This is a genomic window from Streptomyces sp. PsTaAH-124 (assembly GCF_000373685.1).
Classification (GTDB): domain Bacteria; phylum Actinomycetota; class Actinomycetes; order Streptomycetales; family Streptomycetaceae; genus Streptomyces; species Streptomyces andamanensis.
Genome location: NZ_KB892206.1, coordinates 1 through 21346, shown reverse-complemented (window position 1 = coordinate 21346; position 21346 = coordinate 1). Strand labels below are relative to the sequence as shown.

Here is a 21346-nt window from a genome sequence, read left to right as displayed (position 1 = left end):
TCCCCGGGGACAATGGACCCCGTGCGCTACCGCATCCTCGGCACCACCCAGGCATTCCGCCCCGACGGCACCGCCGTCCCGGTCGGCGGTGCGCGGCTGCGCGCCCTGCTGACCGTGCTCGCCCTGCGGCCCGGACGCACGGTCCCGGTGTCCGTCCTGGTCGACGAGGTCTGGGAGGACGATCCGCCCGCCGACGCCACGGGCGCGCTCCAGGCCCTGGTCGGACGGCTGCGCCGGGCACTCGGCGCCGACGCGGTGGCCTCCGCCGAGGGCGGCTACCGGCTCACCGCCACGGCCGACGACATCGATCTGCACCGGTTCGAGCGCCTGGCGGGCGAGGGCCTGGCCGCGCTCGCCGACGGCGACCCGGCGAAGGCCGCCGCCACCCTCGACGACGCCCTCGCCCTGTGGCACGGCCCCGCCCTCGCCGACCTGCCCGACCGCACCGCGGAGGCGGCCCGCTGGGAGACCCGGCACCTGGATGTGCGCCGGGCCCGCCTGGCCGCCGCGCTCGCCCTCGGCGACACCGACCGGGCCCTGCCCGAGCTGACCGCCCTGTGCGACACCCACCCCCTGGACGAGCCCCTCCAGGCGCTCAGGCTGCGCGCCCTGCACGAGGCCGGCCGCACCGCCCAGGCGCTCGCCGCCTACGAGGACGTACGGCGGCTGCTGGCCGACCGGCTCGGCTCCGACCCGGGGCCCGAACTGCGCGCGCTGCACGGGCGGCTGCTCGGCGGCGACGGACCGCGGCAGGACCGGCGGCGGGGCACCGGCGGCCCGGACCCGTACGCCACCGCCGTCGCCCCCGGCCGCCCGGCCACCGTCCCCGCCGATCCCGCGCCCCCCGCCGCCCCGGCGCCCCCGCCCAGCAACCTGCGCGCCCGGCTGACCTCCTTCGTGGGCCGCGAGAGCGACATCGACGCGCTCCGCGCCGACCTGGGGAGCGCGCGGCTCATCACGCTCCTCGGGCCCGGCGGGGCCGGCAAGACCCGGCTGTCGCAGGAGGCCGCCGAGGCCCTGCGGCCCGCCCCGCCGGACGGCGTGTGGCTGGCGGAACTGGCTCCGGTCGACGACCCGGACGCGGTGCCCGAGGCGGTGCTGACCGCGGTGGGCGCCCGCGAGACCGTGCTCTACGGCGCCGGTGCCGAGGAGATAAGGGCCGCCGTCGCCGACCGCCACGACGACCCGGTCGAACGGCTCGTCGAGCACTGCGCCCGCCGCCGCATGCTCCTGCTCCTGGACAACTGCGAGCATGTCGTCGACGCCGCCGCCCACCTCGTCGAGGAACTCCTCGCCCGCTGCCCCCGCCTCACCGTCCTCGCCACCAGCCGCGAGCCCCTCGGCGTACCGGGCGAACTGCTGCGCCCGGTGGAGCCGTTGCCCGATCCGGTCGCGCTGCGCCTGTTCGCCGAGCGCGGCGCCGCCGTACGGCCCGGGTTCCGCACCGACGCCGACGCGGACACCGCCGCCGCCTGCGCCGAGATCTGCCGCCGCCTGGACGGGCTGCCGCTCGCCATCGAACTGGCCGCCGCCCGGCTGCGGATGCTCTCCCCGCGGCAGATCGCCGACCGGCTCGACGACCGTTTCCGGCTGCTCACCTCCGGCAGCCGCACCGTGCTGCCCCGCCAGCAGACCCTGCGCGCCGTCGTCGACTGGTCCTGGGACCTGCTGGACGCGGGGGAGCGGGAGGTGCTGAGCCGGCTGTCCGTCTTCGCCGGCGGCTGCGACCTGGCCGCCGCCGAGGCCGTGTGCGGGCCCGCCGCCTTCGACGCCCTCGGCTCCCTGGTCGACAAGTCGCTGGTGGTGGCCGCGCCCGCCGCCGACGGCGCGATGCGCTACCGGCTCCTGGAGACCGTCGCCGAGTACGCCGCCGAGCGGCTGGCACAGACCGGCGGCCGGGCCGCCGCCGAGCGCGCCCACCTCGTCCACTACCGCGAACTGGCCCGCACCACCGACCCGTTGCTGCGCGGCTCCGGCCAGCTCGCCGCCATCGCCCGCTTCGAGCTGGAGTACGAGAACCTGCGCACCGCCCTGCGGCACGCCGTCGCCGAACGCGACGAGCAGGAGGCGCTGTGCCTGATCCACTCCCTGGGCACGTACTGGCAGATGCGGGACGTGCGTATCGAGGCCCGCAACTGGTGCGCGGACGTCATGGCGTTCACCCCCGACCCGTTCGCCGAGCCGGTGCGCCGCGCGGTGCCGGTGTGGCAGCGGTGCACGGACGCCCCGCCGCCGATGAGCGAGGACGTCCTGGCGGAGGCCCGCCGCGGCCTGCACCTGCTCCACCTCGCCTGCATGGACACCGAACTGGAGGCGTGGGAGACCCCCGAGGCCGAGCGGAAGCTCCGGGCCGTCACCGAGGTCTACGAACCCGGCCTGCCCCAGACCTGCCGCTACCCCGGCATGCTGTGGTTCTTCGCGGTGATACTGAGCGGCGACATGGTGCGGCTGCGTACCGTCATCGACGCGACCGTGGCCACCTGCCGCAGCACCCCCGGCTACGAACACGAACTGGCCGGCGCCCTCCAGATGCGGGCCAACCTGCTGGCCAACCGCGTCGAGTGGACCGGCGACGCCACCCGTGACGCCGACGAGTCGCTGGAGATCTACCGGAGCTTCGGGGACGCCTGGGGCGCCGCCGAGGCGCTGTCCGCGCGCGGCGAGTCCCATGAGCGCGCCGGACGGTATCTGCGGGCCGCCGCCGACTACGAGGAGGCCGTGGAACACGCCGAACGGCTCGGCGCGCGTGCCCAGACGGCGGTGCTCAAGTCGCGGCTGGGCAGCGTCCTGATCGAGGCGGGCGAGGCGGAGCAGGGCGAGCTGCTGCTGCGCGAGGTGATCGACGGCAGGCCGGACACCGGGCACGAGGCGAAGCCCGCCGCCCGGATCTTCCTGGCCGGCTACCTCGGCATGACCGGCCGCGTCCCCGAGGCGCGTGAGCAACTGCTGCGGCTGCGCGAGGAGTTCGGCATCTCCCGCTTCGTCGTCTTCGACTCCTTCATCCTGGGCGCCGAGGCGTGGCTCGACGCGGTCGACGACCGCCACGAGGAGGCGCTGGCCAAGGCGGGGCAGGCGATGCGGCGGGCCGGTGATCCGCTGTCCCTGGCCATCGCCCCGCACATGCGCGCGACGTATCTGACGGTCGGCGCGATGGCCCTGGCCGCGCTGGACGGCGGCGGCCGGGCCCGGGACGCGGCCCGCTGCCTGGCCGCCGCCGACGCCCTGCTGCCCGCCTGCCATGTCTCCTCCGCCATGGAACGCCATGTCCGGGACCGGGTCGTGGAGCGGATCCGGGGCGCGCTGGGCGCGGACGGCTTCGAGGCCGCGTACGCCGAGGGCGGCGGCCTCTCCCCGGAGGAGGCCGCCGCCCTGTTCTGAGGCGCGCGGCCTCAGGTCTTGGTGCGGAACTTGTGGATGGCGAGCGGCGCCGCGACGGCGGTGATCGCGACCGACCAGGCCACGGTGATCCACAGGTCGTGCGCGACCGGGCCGCCCAGCATCAGACCGCGGGCCGCGTCGGCGAGCGTGGAGAGCGGGTTGTAGTCGGTGAAGTGCTGGAGCCAGCCCGGCATCGACTGGGTCGGCGCGAAGATCGACGAGCCGAACTGGAGCGGGAAGAGCACCAGGAAGCCCATCGCCTGCACGGACTGCGCGTTCTTCAGCACGACGCCGAGGGTGAGGAACACCCACATGATCGACGAGGCGAACAGCGCGGACAGGGCCACGGTCGCGAACAGACCGGCCCAGTGGGTGATGTGGAAGCCGACCAGCATGGCGACGACCATCAGCACGACCGTGGCGAACAGCATCCGGAACAGCTCGACCGCGATCTTCGCGAACAGCACCGAGCCGCGGCCGATCGGCAGCGACCGGAAGCGGTCCATGACACCGCTGTTGAAGTCCTGGCTGAAGCCCGTGCCGACGCCCTGGGACAGCGTCATGCTGTTCATCGCCAGCATGCCCGGGATGACGTACTGCACGTACTGCGACTGGCCGCCGCCCAGCGCCTGCCCGATCGAGCCGCCGAAGACGTACACGAACAGCAGGGTGAAGACGATCGGCATCAGCAGCGCGTCGAACATGGACTCCGGGTCCTGGCGGATCCAGAGCAGGTTGCGCCGGATCAGCGCGCCGGTGTGCCGCAGATGCCCGCGCAGCGGGATCCGGACGTCGGCGGTCGGGATCTGAGTGGTGACGGCGCTCATACGGCGACCTCCTCGCGGGCGTCGGCGGGGCTGGCGTCCTGCGGGGCACTGGCGCGGTGGCCGGTGAGGGACAGGAAGACCTCGTCCAGGCTGGGCAGTTCGGTGGTGATGGAGCTGATGGTGATGCCGCGCGCGGTCACCGCGCCGACCACGGCGGTCAGCTGCTCGTCGCTGAGGACGGGCACCAGCAGGGAGCCGGTCTCGGTGTCCACGGTGGTCGTCGCCAGTCCGGTGATGCCCAGCTCGTCCAGCATCCCGGCGAGCGGGCGCAGTTCGCCCGGGTCGGCCGGCCTGACGCGCAGGGTGCGCCCGCCGACCTTGGCCTTCAGCTCCTCGATGCGGCCGCCCGCGATCACCTTGCCGCGGTCGACCACGGTCAGCTCGGAGGCGAGCTGCTCGGCCTCCTCCATGTACTGGGTGGTCAGCAGCACGGTCACACCGTCGCCGACCATCGTCTTGACCTCGTCCCAGACCTCGTTGCGGGTGCGCGGGTCCAGGCCGGTGGTCGGCTCGTCCAGGTAGAGCACCGCGGGGCGTCCGATCATGGACGCGGCCAGGTCGAGGCGGCGCCGCATGCCGCCGGAGTAGGTGCTGGCCGGGCGCTTGGCCGCCTCGGTGAGCGAGAACCGCTCCAGCAGCTCGTCGGCGCGGGTGCGGGCGTCCTTGCGGGACAGGTCCAGCAGCCGCCCGATCAGATAGAGGTTCTCCCAGCCCGGCAGCTTCTCGTCCACGGACGCGTACTGCCCGGTGAGCCCGATGACCCGGCGCAGCTGCCGGGGCTGGCGCACCACGTCGTACCCGGCGACGGTGGCCTCGCCGGAGGTGGGGGCCAGCAGGGTGGAGAGGATGCGGACGAGGGTGGTCTTGCCTGCGCCGTTCGGCCCGAGCACGCCCATCACGGTGCCCTCGCGCACCTCGAGGTCGACGCCGTCCAGCGCCTTGGTCTCGCCGTAGTGCTTGACCAGTCCCCGTACCGTCACGGCGATCCCCGCGCCGCCGGGGTGCTTGTCGATTCGTGTCATGGCGAAGACGATGCCATCCCCCACCGACAAACCACCGACAGTCCGCCGACGCCCGCCCGGCCGCCGCCGACAGGCATCCGGGCGCGGGGGCCGCGCCGGTCGGGGCGTCCGCTCAGCGGTGCAGCGGTGCGGTCGCCTCCGGTATGTGGCCGGTGACGACGCGGGCCGTGGGGACCTGGGCCGGACGGCGGCGGTCTACGGCCTGCGCGGCGGCGGCCACGGCCAGGCCGAGGACGGCCAGGGCGCCGCCGGCCAGCGCCGGTGAGGTCGCGCCGAAGCCCGCGGCCAGCGCGAGCCCGCCGATCCAGGCACCCCCGGCGTTGGCCAGGTTGAAGGCGGCCTGGTTGGCGGAGGAGGCCAGCGAGGGGGCCGCCGCCGCCTTCTCCATCACCATGAGCTGGAGCGGGGAGCCGGTGACGAAGGCGGCCGTGCCGAGCAGGGTCACCGCGAGCGCCGCGCTCCACCCGGCCCGCATCAGCACCGGGAAGAGGAGCAGCACGACGGCCAGCGAGGCCAGTCCGCCGAAGAGGGTGCCGCGCATCGCGTGGTCGGCGAGCCGCCCGCCCAGCAGGTTGCCCGCGGTCGCGCCGACGCCGAACAGGGCCAGCAGCAGGGTCACGCTGGACTCGGCGTACCCGGCGGTGCCGGTGAGCATCGGCGTGATGTAGCTGTAGGCGGCGAACAGCGCGCCGAAACCGGCCACGGTGGTCAGCAGCGCCAGCCACACGGGCAGCGAGCGCAGGGCGGCCAGTTCACCGCGCAGTCCGGCCGCCGGGGCGGCGTGCGCATGGTCGCGGGGGATGAGCAGGGCGAGCGCGGCGATGGCCGCCACGCCGATCGCGCCGACCCCGAGGAAGGTCGCCCGCCAGCCCAGGTGCTGGCCCATGAGCGTGGCGACCGGGACCCCGGCGACATTGGCCATGGTGAGGCCGAGGAACATCAGCGACACCGAGCGTGCCTTGCGCTCGGGCGGCACCATCCCGGTGGCGACCACCGCGCCGACGCCGAAGAAGGCGCCGTGCGGCAGTCCGCTCAGGAAGCGGGCGGCCAGCAGCCAGTTGTGGCCGGGGGCGAGCGCGGACAGCGCGTTGCCCACGACGAACAGCGCCATCAGGCCGATCAGCACCCGGCGGCGGGACATCCGGGAGGTGAGCGCGGCCAGCAGCGGGGCGCCGATGACCACGCCCAGCGCGTACGCGGAGACCAGGTGCCCGGCGGCGGGGATCGAGATGCCCAGGTCGTCGGCGACATCGGGCAGCAGCCCCATCATGACGAACTCGGTCGTGCCGATGCCGAAGGCGCCCACGGCGAGGGCGAGCAGGGCCAGGGGCATGAAAGACCTTTCGGGGTGGGTTCCGTACAGCGTGTTGACCTGTATGTTCAGCTGCGGAACAAAGTCTTTCAGGCCCGGTATTCCAGCAGGTTACGAGCTGGTTGCCGATGTGGTGACCTTCACACGCGCCGCGATCGGCAGATGGTCGCTGTCCGTGCGCGGCAGCGTCCAGGAGCTTACCGGCTCCACGCCCCTGACCATGATCTGGTCGATCCGGGCCAGCGGGAACGAGGCCGGCCAGCTGAAGCCGAAGCCGCTGCCCGCCGCGCCCTGCGTCGAGCGCATCTGGGAGGTGACCGCGCCCAGCGAGCGGTCGTTCATCGTGCCGTTCAGATCGCCGAGCAGCACCACCCGCTCCAGCTTCTCGTGCGCGATGGCCGTGCCCAGCGCGGTCGCGCTGTGGTCCCGCTGCTGCGCGGTGAACCCGGCGTTCAGCTTCACCCGCACCGAGGGCATGTGGGCGACGTACACCGCGAGCGGACCCTCGGGCGTGGCCACCGTGGCACGCAGGGCACGGGTCCAGCCGAGCCGGAGGTCGACCGGGCGGACCGCGCTGAGCGGGTACTTGCTCCACACCCCCACCGTGCCCTCCACGGCGTGGTACTTGTACGCCGACGCCAGCGCCCGCTCGTACACCGGCACCGCGGCGGCCGTCAGCTCCTCCAGCGCCAGCACGTCCGCGCCGGACGCGGCGACCTCGCGCGCGGTGCCGGTCGGGTCGGGGTTGTCCGCGTTGACGTTGTGCGTGGCCACCGTCAGATCACCGCCGCCGCCGGTCTTGTCGGTGACCAGACCGCCGAAGAGGTTCAGCCAGACGGCGACGGGCAGCACCAGCGCGATCAGCGCGGTGGCCGACTTGCGCACCAGCGCCACCACCAGCAGCACCGGCACGAGCAGCCCCAGCCAGGGCAGGAAGGTCTCCGTCAGACTGCCCAGGTTGCCGACCCGGTTGGGGATGTGCGAGTGCAGCAGCATCACCAGCGCGGCCAGCACCGCGAGGACCGCCGAGACGATGCCCCGGCGCCAGATCCGGCGGTCGCCGCGCCAGCCGCGCAGCAGCCGGTCCAGCAGGCGCCGAATCCGGTTCTCCGAGCGCTCGGGCCCCGAGCCGCCGTCGTCCGTCTCCGTCAAGTACGCCTGCTGCGCCATACCGTCGCCTCACTGCCTGCCGTGCCTGCCGTGCACCGTCACCCCGTGGGCTACGACCCTAGGGGATGATCGGCTCCGTTCCTGCCGTCCATGACGGCCGTACGAGCACGAGGACGAGCGAGCCGGGGCGCGGAGTTCCGGTCACGCCGTGCGGGGCCTGCTCTGTGACGAAACGGGCACATTCACTCCGGCGCCGGACCGGCCGGGCGCGGCACGGGCCGCAGGCCCTCCAGGACCGTGTCCACGATCTGCTCCGACAGCCCCTCGGGCAGGTCCAGGTCGGGCCGCATGATGCTGCGCACCAGCATGGGTCCGACGAGGATGTCGTTGAGCAGTTCCACGTCGACGTCCGCGCGCAGTTCACCGGTGAGCTGGCCGCGGCGCAGCAGCTCCACCTGGATCCGGCGCCGGGGCTCGACGACGGTGGCGTGGTAGGCGCACCAGATCTTCGGGCTGCTCTTCATCTGGGCGTAGACGTTGTGCAGGATCGCCGAGGAGCGGCTGATCAGCCCGCGTCGGCGCAACTGCTCCAGCACCGCCACCAGATCGTCGCGCATGGAGGTGCCGGGCAGATCGGGGTCGGGCGGTTCGGCGGCGCGCACGACGTCGACGAACAACTCCTCCTTGCCGCTCCAGCGGCGGTAGATGGTGGCCTTGCCGACGCCCGCCGTCCGGGCGATGCGCTCGATGGAGAGTTCGGCCAGCGGCACGCCCTCCTCCAGGAGCTTCATCACCCCCTCGACGATGGCGCGTTCCACCGTCTCGCTCCGGGGGCGGCCCCTCACGGGGTACTCCGGGGCGGCTTGGCTGTCGGCGAGGCTCACCTGAGACGTCCTTTCGTCGTACCGGGTCATTGTCCACCCGGTGGCCGGCGGTGCTGCTGCCCACCGCCGGCCGGCCGCCCCCGTATGACTGCTCCGCCCCCGTTCCCGTCTCTTCCCCCGTGCGGTGCCGCGGTCAGTCGGCCGCCGCCACCAGTTCCGGTTCCTCCTGGTTCTCGGGCCGGCGCGGGGTGCGGCCGGGCAGGAAGACGGCCACCACGACCGCGCCGGCCAGCGCCACCACGGTGCCGCACAGCGAGGTCACGTGCATGGCGTGCAGGAAGGCGTCGTTGGCCGGGCCGACCAGCGCCTGCCCGCGCGGGCCGAGCTTCTCGGCGACGCCGAGCGTGGCCTCGATGGACTCGCCCGCCGTGCCGCGCAGGTTCGCCGGGAGCATCCCGAGCTTGCCCTCGATGCTGTCGCGGTACGCGGTGGAGAGCACCGAGCCGAGCACGGCGATGCCGAGCGCGCCGCCGACCTGGCGGAAGGTGTTGCTCAGCGCGGAGGCCGAGCCCGCCTTCTCGCGGGGCAGGGCCTGCATGATGACCACGCTGGTCGGCGTCATGATGTGCGCCATGCCGGTGCCCATGAGGAAGAAGGCGACCTCCAGCACCCAGATCGGGGTGTCGGCATCGAACCCGGCGAACGCGGCGAGCATCCCGGCCAGCAGCACCAGGCCCGCCGTGGTGGTCGCCTTGTAGCCGAAGCGGTCGACGACCAGCCGGGCCCGCGGCGCGAAGACCATCTGCGCGGCGGCCAGCGGGATCATGAGCAGGCCGGACTCCAGCGGGGAGTAGCCGCGCACGCTCTGGGTGTAGAAGACGGAGAAGAACGTGATGCCCATCAGGGCGAAGAAGACCAGCGCGATGGCGGCCATGGCCGCCGAGAAGACCTTGTTCTTGAAGTAGGTGACGTCCAGCGACGGGTGGTCGCTGCGCTTCTCGAAGACGATGAACGCCGCGAGGACGACGACACCGGCGATGATGGTCGCCAGCACGGTCGGGTCGGTGAAGTCGGCCAGTTCGCCGCCCTTGATGATGCCGTAGACGAGCAGCACCAGACCGACCACGGACAGCACGACGCCGATGGGGTCGAGGCGGCCGGGGCGCGGGTCGCGCGAGTCGGGCACCAGCCAGATCATCAGCGCCACCGCGGCGACCACGATCGGCACGTTGATCAGGAAGACCGAGCCCCACCAGAAGTGGTCGAGCAGCAGACCGCCGGTGATCGGGCCGATGGCGATGGCGAGGCCGACACCGCCCGCCCAGATGCCGATGGCCTTGGGCTGCTCGTCGCGCTCGAAGACGTTCATCAGCACGGCGAGGGTGGCCGGCATGACGAACGCGGCGCCCACCGCCATCAGGGCGCGGTAGGCGATCAGCTGGCCCGGCGAGCCGGACTCGGCGGCCAGCGCGGAGCCGATGCCGAAGACGACGAGGCCGCCCAGCAGCACCTTCTTGCGGCCCACCCGGTCCCCGATCAGGCCCGAGGTGAACAGCAGTCCGGCGAAGACGAGCGTGTAGGCGTTGATCGCCCACTCCAGCTCGCTCTGGGTGGCACCCAGCCCGGTCGGAGCCGGGGTCGAGATGGTCTTGATGGCGACGTTCAGGATCGAGTTGTCGAGCACCACTATCAGCAGGCTCAGCATCAGGACGCCGAGGATCGCCCAGCGGCGGCGGTGCACCGCCTCCGGGATCCCGGGCCCCGTGGTGGCGCGGTCGGCAGGAGTAGTCATGGGCCCGAGCGTAGGGCCATTGCGATACGGAACCGTCTCGTATCGGAAATCCTTTGCTCAGATCTTACGACCGGCCGCCTTGCCCGTCCCGCGCCCGCTCGAAGCGCACACCGGCCCACGGCGGACCGAGACTTGAGGCACACGGGGGTCCTCTGGCCCGCCGCGGGCGGAGATGTCACCATGGAGGGGAGTCCGGGGACGCCGTCAGGGCGCCTCGAGATGATTGAAGGAGCCGTTGCAATGACGCAGCTTCCGGCTGCCCAGCCTGCACAGAAGAGCACCTCCGACGGCAGTGCCAACACGCTGTACGGAGGAAAGGGCACCCGCCGCATCACCGTCCGCGACCTCGCCCTCGCCAAGGAGCGCGGCGAGAAGTGGCCCATGCTCACCGCCTACGACGCGATGACCGCCTCCGTCTTCGACGAGGCCGGCATCCCCGTGATGCTGGTCGGCGATTCGGCGGGCAACTGCCACCTCGGGTACGAGACGACCGTCCCCGTCACCCTCGACGAGATGGCCATGATGTCGGCCGCCGTGGTGCGCGGCACCCGGCGCGCCCTCATCGTCGGCGACCTCCCCTTCGGTTCCTACCAGGAGGGCCCGGTGCAGGCGCTGCGCTCGGCCACCCGCCTGGTCAAGGAGGCGGGGGTCGGCGCCGTGAAGCTGGAGGGCGGCGAGCGCTCGCACGAGCAGATCCGCCTGCTGGTGGAGGCCGGCATCCCCGTCATGGCCCACATCGGCCTGACCCCGCAGTCCGTCAACGCCATGGGCTACCGCGTCCAGGGCCGCGGCGAGGAGGCGGCCCAGCAGATGCTGCGCGACGCCAAGGCCGTCCAGGACGCGGGCGCCTTCGCCGTCGTCCTGGAGCTGGTCCCGGCGGAGCTGGCGGCCGAGGTGACGCGGGTGCTGCACATCCCGACCGTCGGCATCGGCGCCGGACCGGACACGGACGCCCAGGTCCTGGTCTGGACGGACATGCTCGGCCTGACCGGCGGCCGGGTGCCCAAGTTCGTCAAGAAGTACGCCGACCTGCGCGGTGTCCTGGGCGACGCGGCGCGGTCCTTCGCCGAGGACGTGATCGGCGGAGCGTTCCCGCTGGAGGAGCACTCCGTCCACTGATCCGCCGGCCCACCCGGACCACTGCGGAAACACCCGGAACAGCCCCGCCGATCTTCCCCCGTCGGCGGGGCTGTTCTCCGTCGCGCGCCCGCCCGCGCCGGGTGCTACGCCTGCTCGCGCCAGCCGTCGGTGATCGGCAGCCTGCGGTCCTTGCCGAAGCCCTTGGCGGAGATCTTGGTGCCCGGCGGGTACTGGCGCCGCTTGTACTCGGCCCGGTCGACCATCGTCAGCGTCTTCACGACCAGCTCGCGGTCGTAGCCCGCCGCGACGATCTCGTCGCCGCCCCGGTCCCGGTCCACGTACAGCTCCAGGATCGCGTCCAGCACCGGGTAGTCCGGCAGCGAGTCCGTGTCGACCTGCCCGGGGCGCAGCTCCGCGCTCGGCGGCTTGCTGATCGAGTTCTCCGGGATCGGCGGGGTCTCGCCGTGCTCGGCGGCGGCCCGGTTGCGCCACTCGGCCAGCCGGAACACCGACGTCTTGTACACGTCCTTGATCGGGCCGTACGCGCCCACCGAGTCGCCGTACAGCGTCGAGTAGCCCACCGCCAGCTCCGACTTGTTGCCGGGGGCGAGGACGATGTGGCCCTCCTGGTTGGAGACCGCCATCAGCAGGGTGCCGCGCAGCCGGGACTGGAGGTTCTCCTCGGCCAGCCCGGTCAGCCCCAGCGCGCCCATGTACGCGTCGAACATGGGGGCGATCGACACCGTGCGGAAGTGCAGCCCGGTGCGCCGGGCCAGCTCGGCCGCGTCGCCCTTGGAGTGCTCGGAGGAGTACTTGGACGGCATCGAGATCCCGTACACGTTCTCCGCGCCCACCGCGTCGCAGGCGATCGCCGCGACCAGCGCCGAGTCGATGCCGCCGGACAGGCCGATGAGGACGGACCGGAAGCCGTTCTTGCGGACGTACGCCCGCAGGCCCGTGACGAGCGCCGTGTAGACCTCCTCGTCGTCGTCCAGCCGCTCGGTGTACCCGCCGGTGAACCGCGGCTCGTACGCGGGCAGCGGCTCCTCGGACAGCACCACCCGCTCCACGCGCAGCCCGTCGTCCACCCGCTGCCCGTCGGCCGCCGCGTCGGCCGCCACCCCCGGCAGGTCCAGGTCCAGCACCACACAGCCCTCGGTGAACTGCGGCGCCCGCGCGATCACCTCGCCGTCGGCGCCGACCACGATGGAGTCGCCGTCGAAGACCAGCTCGTCCTGGCCGCCGGTCATGGCCAGGTACGCGGTGGTGCAGCCGGCCTCCTGGGCCCGCTTGCGCACCAGTTCGAGGCGGGTGTCGTCCTTCTCCCGCTCGTAGGGGGAGGCGTTCACGGACAGCAGCAGGCCCGCGCGCGCGGTGCGGGCGGCCGGGACGCGCCCGCCGTCCTGCCACAGGTCCTCGCAGATGGCGAGCGCCACGTCGACGCCGTGCACCCGCAGGACGGGCATGGTGTCGCCGGGCACGAAGTAGCGGAACTCGTCGAACACGCCGTAGTTCGGCAGGTGGTGCTTGGCGAAGGCCAGCACCACCTCGCCGCGGTGCAGCACCGCCGCCGCGTTCTGCGGCGCGCCGGCCGGCATGCCGTACTTCGGCTGGGCGGTCTCGCAGCGGTCGAGATAGCCGACGACGACCGGCAGCTCCCCGAGGCCCTCCTCGGCGAGCCGGGCGGCGAGGGCGCGCAGCGCGGCCCGGGACGCCTCCACGAAGGACGACCTGAGCGCCAGGTCCTCGACGGGATACCCGGTCAGCACCATCTCGGGGAACGCCACGAGATGGGCTCCCTGCTCGGCGGAGTGCCGGGTCCAGCGGACGACCGCCTCGGAGTTCGCGGCGAGGTCGCCGACGCGCGAGTCGGTCTGGTTCAGGGCGAGACGTAGTTGAGGCACGTCCACCAGTGTAATCGTCAGAGCGACGCGATGGGGGGACGGGCGGTGTGGGCCGCCCCACGCCGAAGGCGGCGCGGGCCGGGCGCACGCACGGGCGCCCGTCCCCCGGAAGCCGGGGGACGGGCGCGCCGCGGTGCGGATGCGGGTCAGTGACGGCGACGGTAGGAGTCGACGTAGCCCTTCGCGGGCGAGCCGACGCCGGTGACGTCGTCGTAGCCCTTGACCGCCTTGAGCGAGCTGTCCTTGCCGAGGCTGCGCAGCGAGACGCTCAGGCCGCCGGTGGCGTCGATGCCGTTGACGAAGTCGACGCGGGCGACCGCGAGGTCCTTGCCGGTCGGCTTGTCCACGACGTCGTGGTACACCTTCGTGCCGTACTGCGAGTAGATCGCCGGGTTGGCGAACCCGATCGCCTTGCCGCCGTTCGCCTGCTGGGCGAGGGCCTGCACGCCCGCGATCACCGGCGCGGCCAGCGAGGTGCCGCCGATCCGGTACTCGGCGTACTGCTGCGACCCGTCGGGGAAGGACTGGGTCTGGCCGACCAGGAAGCCGGTGTTCGGGTCGGCGATGGCCGCGATGTCCGGGACGACGCGGTTGCCGGCGGCGTTGTTCGCCGTGGCCAGCGCGTTCGGGACGACGCCCTTCTGGTAGTACGGCTGCGCCACGGTCTTGCTGGTGCCGCCGCCCGCGCCCGAGGTGTAGGCGCCGGGGAAGCCGTCCCAGCTCTTGCCGTCGGCCGACAGGTTGGCCTTCTCGGTACCCCAGCCGGTCTCCCAGAGGTACTTGTTGCCCTTGCCGACGGCCAGCGAGGTACCGCCGACCGCGGTCACCCACGCCGAGTTGGCCGGGGTGTCGACCTGCTTCGTACCGGTGTTGGCGACCTCGTCGCCGTTGTCACCGGAGGAGAAGTAGAAGCCGATGCCCTCCACCGCGCCGAACTGGAACACCTGGTCGTAGGCGGCGGCCAGGTCGGGCGTCTGGTTGGCCTCGATGTCGCCCCAGGAGTTGGAGACGATGTCGGCCAGGTGGTTGTCGACGACCTTGCTCAGCGAGTCCAGCAGGTCGTCGTCGTAGCAGGAGGCGGCACCGACGTAGGTGACGTCCGCGTCCGGCGCGACCGCGTGCACGGCCTCGACGTCCAGGGTCTCCTCGCCGTACCAGCCGGCCGCCTTGCACTCCTCGGTGCGCGTGTACTGGGCCGGCAGCGACTGGTGCAGCTGGCCGGTCTTCCACGGCTTGTCGCCGTTCTTCTTCGCGTACATGGCCGCGTCGAAGGCGATGGTCGGCGAGGCGTAGGCGTCGGTGATGGCGACCCGGACGCCCTTGCCGGTGTACTTGCCCGCGCCGTAGGCCGCGCGCAACTGCTTGCCCGTGTAGCCCTTGACGGCGTACGGGACCTTCTGGCCGTACGCGGACGGCAGCGTCTTCGCGGTCTTCGAGCCGTAGTACGTGGAGAACGGCCCGGCGTTCTTGAAGACCGCGTCCGGCGGCGGCAGCTGGTCCTTGTGGTCGGACTTGTGCGGGGCGTTGTCCAGACCCGTGACGGTCAGGACGGCGTCCCGCAGCTCCTGCGGCACCGACGCCTGCTGGGCGGGGGCGCGGTAGGTCTTCGCGCCCTTGGCGAAGTTGTGCAGCTGGGTGCCGAACGCCTTCTCCGCGGCGGCGACGTCACCGGAGACGGCGACGTAGTGCGGCGTGACGGACGTGACCTTCAGACCCGTCGACTTCAGCCACGACGTGACGGCGGCCACCTGGGCCTTCGTCGCACCGAAGCGTGTCTGCGCCTGTTCGGCGCTCAGGTACTTGCCGTAGGACGGCGAGGACGGGTCGGCGACCGCCTTGGCGTAGGCGGCCAGGCCCGCCGCGTCGCGGCCGGCCAGGTACACCCGGGCGGTGACCTGGGCGCTGTCGGCGGTGGCACCCTTGTCCGCCTTGGCCGTGGCCCACGCGGGCTTGGTGCCCGTGACGGCCTGACGGCCCGAGTGGCCCGCGGCGTGCGCCGCGGGTATGCCGAGCACCAGCGCGCCGGCGACCATCGGCAGTGTCGCTGCCAGGCTCACTCCGGCCCGCACGGTGGCGCGGTTCGATCTCATATAACCCCCTGCGATGCGGATCGCATGTAACGCAATGAGTGGTCGGACCTCGCGTGACCCGGCATGACGACCGCGGCGGTGTGGCCCCTGAATGGATCACACGATCGAGTGCCACTCTTCCCGATGAACCGTGCATGCCAGGGGAATACGCAGGCCAAGAGAAACCCAAGGAACCGTCAGGAGCGGTGTATAGCGCACGAATTGCGGTCTTCGTTCCCCGGATTCCGGTCGTGCGGTGTCACGAACCGGTCGCCGCGCCACGCTTCCTGAGCATGTCCGCCATCAAGTCGATCTCCGACTGCTGCGCGTCCGCCATGCCCTGCGCCAGCCGCTTCTCCGCCCCCACCGCGCAGGCGGCGGCACACGCCTGTGCCATGTGGATGCCGCCGCGGTGATGCGCCGTCATCAGCCGCAGATACAGCACCTCGGCCGCACGTCCGCGCAGCCGGCCCAGCTCCTTCAACTGCGCGTCGGTGGCCATCCCCGGCATCAGCGCGCCGTCCGCGCCTGTCGCTCGGGAGGCCGCGCCGCCCATCCCCATCCACGCCATCGGCGGACCCGCCGACACCTTCGGCAGCCCCCACAGATCGAGCCAGCCCAGCAGCATGCCGCGCTGGTTGGCCTGGGTCTGCGCGATGTCGTAGGCGAGCCGCCGCACCTCCGGGTCGCTCGTGCGGTCGCGCACGATGTACGACATCTCGACGGCCTGCTGGTGGTGGACCGCCATGTCCCGGGCGAAACCGGCGTCCGCCGAGCCGGCGGCCGGCACCGTCAGGGCCGGAGCCGTGGCGCCCGCCGCCGCAGAGCCGTCCGCCGGACCGGCCGGGCCGCCGCCCTCCGCGACCGCGTAGCCGATCGCGCCGACGGCGATCACGGCCGTGGCCACGGCACCCGCGACCAGCCCGGCGACCCTCACCGGTCCACCCCGCCCGTGCAGGCGGCCCCCGGCTCCGGCGTCTGGGGGCCCTGGACGAACTGGGCGAAGAACGCGTCCACGTTCGGGTCGGCCGCGCCCGTCACCGTGCGCTGGTGCGCCCACGCCGACAGCATGATCGGGTCCTTCTGGTCGGCCACCGGGCTCATCAGCGAGTACGGCGTCCTGCGCACCTTCGCCGCGAGCGCGTCCACGTCCGCCTTGGGCGCCTTGGCGTCGTACGTCACCCAGACCGCGCCGTGCTCCAGCGCGTGCACGGCGTGCTCGTTCTTCAGCGGGGCGGTGTAGACGTCGCCGTTGCAGTTCTGCCAGACCGGGTTGTGGTCACCGCCGACCGGGGGCTCCATCGGATACGTCACGGGGTCCGTGGTGTGCGTACGGCCCAGCGTGCCCTTCCAGGTCCGCACCCCGTCCTTGCCCGTCTCGAAGTGGCCGGAAGTGCCCTTCCCGTTCTTGTCGTTGTTGTTCTTGCTGTTCTTGCCGTCCATGCCGCTCGACGCCGACCCGGACGCGCTCTCCTTCGCGACCGGGGTGCCGTCGTCGGACCGCGACTGGACCAGCACCACGCCGCCCACGGCCAGACCCACGACGACGACCACGCTCGCCGCGATCACCAGAAGCCGGTTGCGGCGCTCCCGGGACCGGTCGGCACGGCGCATCTCCTCGATGCGCGCCTTGCGCTGCCCGGTGGCGGTGCTGTCCGGCTTCTTCGCGGAGCCCATGGGGAAGTCCTTCGTGTCACGGTCGGATGGGGATGGGGGTTCGGACGGGACGGACGGGACGGATGGGACGGGTGGGGCGGCATGGCGGGGGTGCCGTGGGGCCGGGCGGCGGGGCCCGGACGCCGGGGGCGCGGTGCGAGTGCGCGCTGATCGTAGTGGGGGAGGGCGCGCGGAGGGGAGAGCGGGAAGCGCCAGACGCGGGTACGGGGATACGGCTGTGCGGCTGTGCGGATAAGTTGAATGGCAGATGCGCATTATTTAGGCTGGCGGCATGCGGCTGCTGCGCTCCACCGACATGGCGCTGCGCGTCCTGATGAGGCTCGCCGTCGCGGGCGGATCGAGCCCCACGACCAGGGAGGTCGCGGCGGACATGGGCGTGCCGTACACGCACGCCGCGAAGGTCGTCGCCGAACTCCAGCACCGGGGCCTGCTCGCCGCCCGTCGCGGCCGGGGCGGCGGCCTGACCCTCACCGAGGCGGGCCGCGGCGCGTCGGTCGGCGCGATCGTGCGCGCCCTGGAGGGCGAGGGCGACGTCGCCGACTGCGAGGGCGCGAACCCCTGCCCGCTGAACTCCGACTGCCGCCTGCGCGGCGCCCTGCGCCGGGCCCAGGAGGCGTTCTACGCCTCCCTCGACCCGCTCACCGTCGCCGACATGGTCGCCTCCCCGACGGGCCCGCTGCTGCTGGGCCTGCCGACCGCGCGGCGGCCGGACGGCACCTGACCGTTCAGGGACCGCGGTCGGGGGAACCGCCTCCGGCCGACGGCTTGCACACCGGGCCGGACCCAGGGGCCACGCGGATCAGGCCGCACCCTCCGCCAGCCACAGGTCGGGCCCGAAGACCTCGTAGTGGATGTCGGCCGGGGCCACGCCCCGGGCGAGGAGCTGCTCGCGCACCGCCCGCATGAACGGCAGCGGCCCGCACAGGTAGGCCCGCGTACCGGCCGGGACGTCGATGCCGGTGAGGTCGGCCAGGCCGGACCGCGCGGCGCCCTCGGCGCCCTCCTCGTAGAAGAAGGCCGTCCGCCCGTCCGCCAGCTTGGCCGCGTACGCCTCGTGCTCGGCGCGCAGCGCGTGCGCGGCGGGGGAGCGGTCGGCGTGCACCACGGTCACGGGGGCGGTGCGGCCGTCGAGCACGAGCTGCTCCAGCATGGCGATCACGGGGGTGACGCCGATGCCCGCGGAGGCGAGCAGCAGCGGCGCGGTGGTGTCCTCGACGACGAGGTCGCCGTAGGGGGCGGACAGCTGGAGGACGTCACCCTCGCGGACGTGCGCGTGCAGGTGGTTGGAGACCTCGCCGTCGGGGGTCGCGGCGTCGCCGCTCACCCGCTTGACGGCGAACTGCCGCTCCGGTGAGCCGGGGGCGGCGGTCAGGCTGTACTGGCGGATCTGCCGGGCGCCGTCCGCGAGACGGACGCCGACCGAGACGTACTGCCCGGCGCGGTGGCCGGGCACCGGGCCGCCGTCGGCGGGGCGCAGCCGGAAGGTGGCGACGTCGGCGGTCTCCTCGACGCGTCCGACGACCGTCCACGCGCGCCAGCCGGTCTGCTCGCTCTGCTCGTACAGGCGCTTCTCGACGGCTATGAGGGCGTTCGCCATCAGCCAGTAGACCTCGGTCCAGGCGGCGGCGACCTCGGGGGTGACGGCGTCGCCGAGGATCTCGGCGATGGCGGCGAACAGGTGTTCGTGGACGATCGGGTACTGCTCGGGGGCGATGCCCAGCGAGGCGTGCTTGTGGGCGATGCGGTGCAGCATCAGGTCGGGGCGCTGGTCCGGGTGGTCCACCAGGTGGGTGGCGAAGGCGGCGATGGAGCCGGCGAGCGCCTGCTTCTGGGCGCCGGACGCCTGGTTGCCGCGGTTGAACAGATCGCGCAGCAGCTCCGGGTGGGCCTCGAACAGCCGGGCGTAGAAGCGCTCGGTGATCTCGCCGATGGCCGCGCCCACGGCGGGGAGGGTGGCGCGGACGGTGGCTGCTGACTGCTCGGACAGCATCGTGTCTCCTCGAAGGCTCGACGAAAGATCGACCGGACCGCTCGGACCGCTCGGACCGCTCACAAGTTCGACCGCTCGACCGCTTCGACGGTATGAAAACTTGCATCTGAGATGCAAATTAAAAGGGAGTGGCGTCGCTCACGCCGGAGGAGGTTCCGGCCATTACGGGGGAGCCGTACAGGGGGCAAGATGGGCAGCGGAGCAGCACACCCGCCGACCCGGCGCCCGGACCCGGCGCACCTGGTCCCGGCCGGACCCGGGACGGCCCCCGGCCCGAGGCCCGTGACGCGTGGGAACGACGGTCCGCAACGCGTGTGAAACGGTGGTGTGGTGTGATGCTCGCGTGCCCGACCGCCTCTCGTGCCTACGTACGGACACAGGCGGCCTGACCAGCAAGGATGGGGAAGCGGAAGATGGACAAGCAGCAGGAGTTCGTGCTCCGGACGTTGGAGGAGCGCGACATCCGGTTCGTGCGCCTGTGGTTCACCGACGTGCTGGGCTTCCTCAAGTCCGTGGCCGTGGCCCCCGCCGAGCTTGAGCAGGCGTTCGACGAGGGCATCGGCTTCGACGGCTCCGCCATCGAGGGCTTCGCCCGGGTCTACGAGTCGGACATGATCGCCAAGCCCGACCCGTCCACGTTCCAGATCCTGCCCTGGCGCGCGGAGGGCCCCGGCACGGCCCGGATGTTCTGCGACATCCTGATGCCGGACGGCTCCCCGTCCTTCGCCGACCCCCGCTACGTCCTCAAGCGGGCCCTCGCCCGCACCTCCGACCTGGGCTTCACCTTCTACACCCACCCGGAGATCGAGTTCTTCCTGCTGAAGAACCGTCCGCTGGACGGCTCCCGCCCCACCCCCGCCGACAATTCCGGGTACTTCGACCACACCCCGCAGGCCATCGGCATGGACTTCCGCCGCCAGGCGATCACCATGCTGGAGTCGATGGGCATCTCGGTGGAGTTCTCCCACCACGAGGGCGCGCCCGGCCAGCAGGAGATCGACCTGCGCTACGCCGACGCGCTCTCCACCGCCGACAACATCATGACGTTCCGCCTGGTCATGAAGCAGGTCGCGCTGGAGCAGGGCCTCCAGGCCACCTTCATGCCCAAGCCGTTCTCGGAGTACCCCGGCTCCGGCATGCACTCGCACCTCTCCCTCTTCGAGGGCGACCGGAACGCGTTCTACGAGTCCGGCGCCGAGTACCAGCTCTCCAAGGTGGGCCGTTCCTTCATCGCGGGCCTGCTGCGGCACGCGGCGGAGATCAGCGCGGTCACCAACCAGTGGGTCAACTCCTACAAGCGCATCTGGGGCGGCTCCGAGCGCACCGCGGGCGCCGGCGGCGAGGCCCCCTCCTACATCTGCTGGGGCCACAACAACCGCAGCGCCCTGGTCCGCGTCCCCATGTACAAGCCCGGCAAGACCGGCTCCGCCCGTGTGGAGGTCCGCTCCATCGACTCCGGCGCGAACCCGTACCTCACCTACGCCGTCCTCCTGGCCGCCGGCCTCAAGGGCATCGAGGAGGGCTACGAACTCCCCCCCGGCGCCGAGGACGACGTCTGGGCCCTCTCCAACGCCGAACGCCGCGCCATGGGCATCGAACCCCTCCCCCAGAACCTCGGCGAGGCCCTCACCCTCATGGAGAACAGCGACCTCGTCGCCGAAACCCTCGGCGAGCACGTCTTCGACTTCTTCCTCCGCAACAAGAAGCAGGAGTGGGAGGAGTACAGAAGCGAGGTCACGGCGTACGAACTGCGGAAGCATCTGCCGGTGCTGTAAGCGCAGGTCAGAGCTGGTCTATCGCTGACTTGGCAGGTGGGGCGGGCGGTCACGGACCGTCCGCCCCACCGCGTCTCACTGGCCCTGGGCCGTCTCTGGGCCGTCCGGCACCGGATCGGTGGCCTCGTACAGGCTGTCCACGGCCTTTCTGGCCCGTGCGTCGCTGCTCGGCATCAGATGCGTGTAGACCCGGAGCGTGAAGCCCGGATCGTTGTGCCCGAGGTAGTCAGCGTTTTCAGCGTTTCCTCTCCAGAGTGAGACCGCGGTGACGTAGGCGTGTGCGGTGCCGACGGATATCCCGAACGCTGCGGCGATACGGGCGAGGGTGTCGTGGCGGCGCAGGTACACGAGTGCGACCAGCGCACGCCAGTGCGGCGGCAGTTTGCACCGCCGGTCACCTTCACGGGTGACGATGAGCATCGTGACCCATTCGATCAGCGCGTGAGGCAGGTCGAGTGCGGCAGGATACGGAACCAACAGGACCCCCGTGCTGCTGAGTCGGGACGTCCAATACCTCCCTCAACGGCCCGGCAGCCCTGCCCGTTGCGCACCTTGACCACACACCGCCCCGCCCCCGGATCAGCGG

General features: G+C 72.4%; 15 protein-coding genes and 1 pseudogene. 4 read left to right on the top strand and 12 right to left on the bottom strand.

Annotated features, from left to right (window positions below):
• Positions 1-12: 12 nt before the first annotated feature.
• On the top strand, positions 13-3378 hold the full coding sequence (locus tag B086_RS0131920) for an AfsR/SARP family transcriptional regulator (protein ID WP_018570504.1): 3366 nt from the start codon (positions 13-15) through the stop codon (positions 3376-3378).
• Between the two features lie 11 nt (positions 3379-3389).
• On the opposite strand, the gene B086_RS0131915 is transcribed toward B086_RS0131920, so the two are convergent.
• The 6 genes from B086_RS0131915 to B086_RS0131890 form a co-directional block, all read right to left on the bottom strand.
• On the bottom strand, positions 3390-4205 hold the full coding sequence (locus B086_RS0131915) for an ABC transporter permease (protein WP_018570503.1): 816 nt from the start codon (positions 4203-4205) through the stop codon (positions 3390-3392).
• A complete protein-coding gene (locus B086_RS0131910; protein WP_018570502.1) occupies positions 4202-5227 on the bottom strand; it encodes an ATP-binding cassette domain-containing protein in 1026 nt (341 codons plus the stop codon). Before B086_RS0131910 ends, B086_RS0131915 begins: the two co-directional genes overlap by 4 nt.
• Positions 5228-5339: 112 nt before the next feature.
• A complete protein-coding gene (locus B086_RS0131905) occupies positions 5340-6560 on the bottom strand; it encodes an MFS transporter (protein WP_018570501.1) in 1221 nt (406 codons plus the stop codon).
• Between the two features lie 90 nt (positions 6561-6650).
• Positions 6651-7709: an endonuclease/exonuclease/phosphatase family protein gene (locus tag B086_RS0131900; protein WP_018570500.1), complete on the bottom strand. Its 1059-nt coding sequence runs from the start codon at positions 7707-7709 to the stop codon at positions 6651-6653.
• A gap of 182 nt (positions 7710-7891) precedes the next feature.
• Positions 7892-8533: a TetR/AcrR family transcriptional regulator gene (locus B086_RS0131895; RefSeq protein ID WP_018570499.1), complete on the bottom strand. Its 642-nt coding sequence runs from the start codon at positions 8531-8533 to the stop codon at positions 7892-7894.
• A 133-nt stretch (positions 8534-8666) separates the two neighbouring features.
• Complete coding sequence (locus B086_RS0131890; protein WP_199790798.1) at positions 8667-10265, bottom strand: MFS transporter; 1599 nt, start codon at positions 10263-10265, stop codon at positions 8667-8669.
• Between the two features lie 240 nt (positions 10266-10505).
• Between B086_RS0131890 and panB the strand changes: the two genes are divergently transcribed.
• Positions 10506-11384: a 3-methyl-2-oxobutanoate hydroxymethyltransferase gene (panB, locus tag B086_RS0131885; protein WP_018570497.1), complete on the top strand. Its 879-nt coding sequence runs from the start codon at positions 10506-10508 to the stop codon at positions 11382-11384.
• Positions 11385-11488: 104 nt separating this feature from the next.
• Here panB and B086_RS0131880 read toward each other — a convergent pair whose 3' ends face one another.
• The 4 genes from B086_RS0131880 to B086_RS0131865 form a co-directional block, all read right to left on the bottom strand.
• Positions 11489-13249: an NAD+ synthase gene (locus tag B086_RS0131880; protein ID WP_026252974.1), complete on the bottom strand. Its 1761-nt coding sequence runs from the start codon at positions 13247-13249 to the stop codon at positions 11489-11491.
• A 146-nt stretch (positions 13250-13395) separates the two neighbouring features.
• A complete protein-coding gene (locus tag B086_RS0131875; RefSeq protein ID WP_026252973.1) occupies positions 13396-15339 on the bottom strand; it encodes a S53 family peptidase in 1944 nt (647 codons plus the stop codon).
• Between the two features lie 238 nt (positions 15340-15577).
• Positions 15578-16255, bottom strand: coding sequence for a DUF305 domain-containing protein (locus tag B086_RS0131870; protein ID WP_018570494.1), 678 nt, complete (start codon positions 16253-16255; stop codon positions 15578-15580).
• Complete coding sequence (locus B086_RS0131865) at positions 16252-16995, bottom strand: DUF3105 domain-containing protein (protein ID WP_018570493.1); 744 nt, start codon at positions 16993-16995, stop codon at positions 16252-16254. The genes B086_RS0131870 and B086_RS0131865 overlap by 4 nt, the downstream gene beginning before the upstream one ends.
• A gap of 271 nt (positions 16996-17266) precedes the next feature.
• On the opposite strand from B086_RS0131865, the gene B086_RS0131860 reads away from it, so the two are divergent.
• Positions 17267-17716 carry an RrF2 family transcriptional regulator gene (locus B086_RS0131860; protein WP_018570492.1) on the top strand — a complete coding sequence of 150 codons (450 nt, stop codon included), beginning with the start codon at positions 17267-17269 and terminating at the stop codon, positions 17714-17716.
• Positions 17717-17794: 78 nt separating this feature from the next.
• On the opposite strand, the gene B086_RS0131855 is transcribed toward B086_RS0131860, so the two are convergent.
• A complete protein-coding gene (locus tag B086_RS0131855) occupies positions 17795-18985 on the bottom strand; it encodes a globin domain-containing protein (RefSeq protein ID WP_018570491.1) in 1191 nt (396 codons plus the stop codon).
• 413 nt (positions 18986-19398) lie between these two features.
• On the opposite strand from B086_RS0131855, the gene glnA reads away from it, so the two are divergent.
• Entirely contained in the window at positions 19399-20760 is a 1362-nt protein-coding gene (gene glnA / locus B086_RS0131850) for a type I glutamate--ammonia ligase (protein WP_018570490.1), read from the top strand.
• A gap of 255 nt (positions 20761-21015) precedes the next feature.
• Here glnA and B086_RS43810 read toward each other — a convergent pair.
• A pseudogene (locus B086_RS43810) lies at positions 21016-21237 on the bottom strand (helix-turn-helix domain-containing protein); the annotation flags it as partial.
• Positions 21238-21346 lie beyond the last annotated feature (109 nt).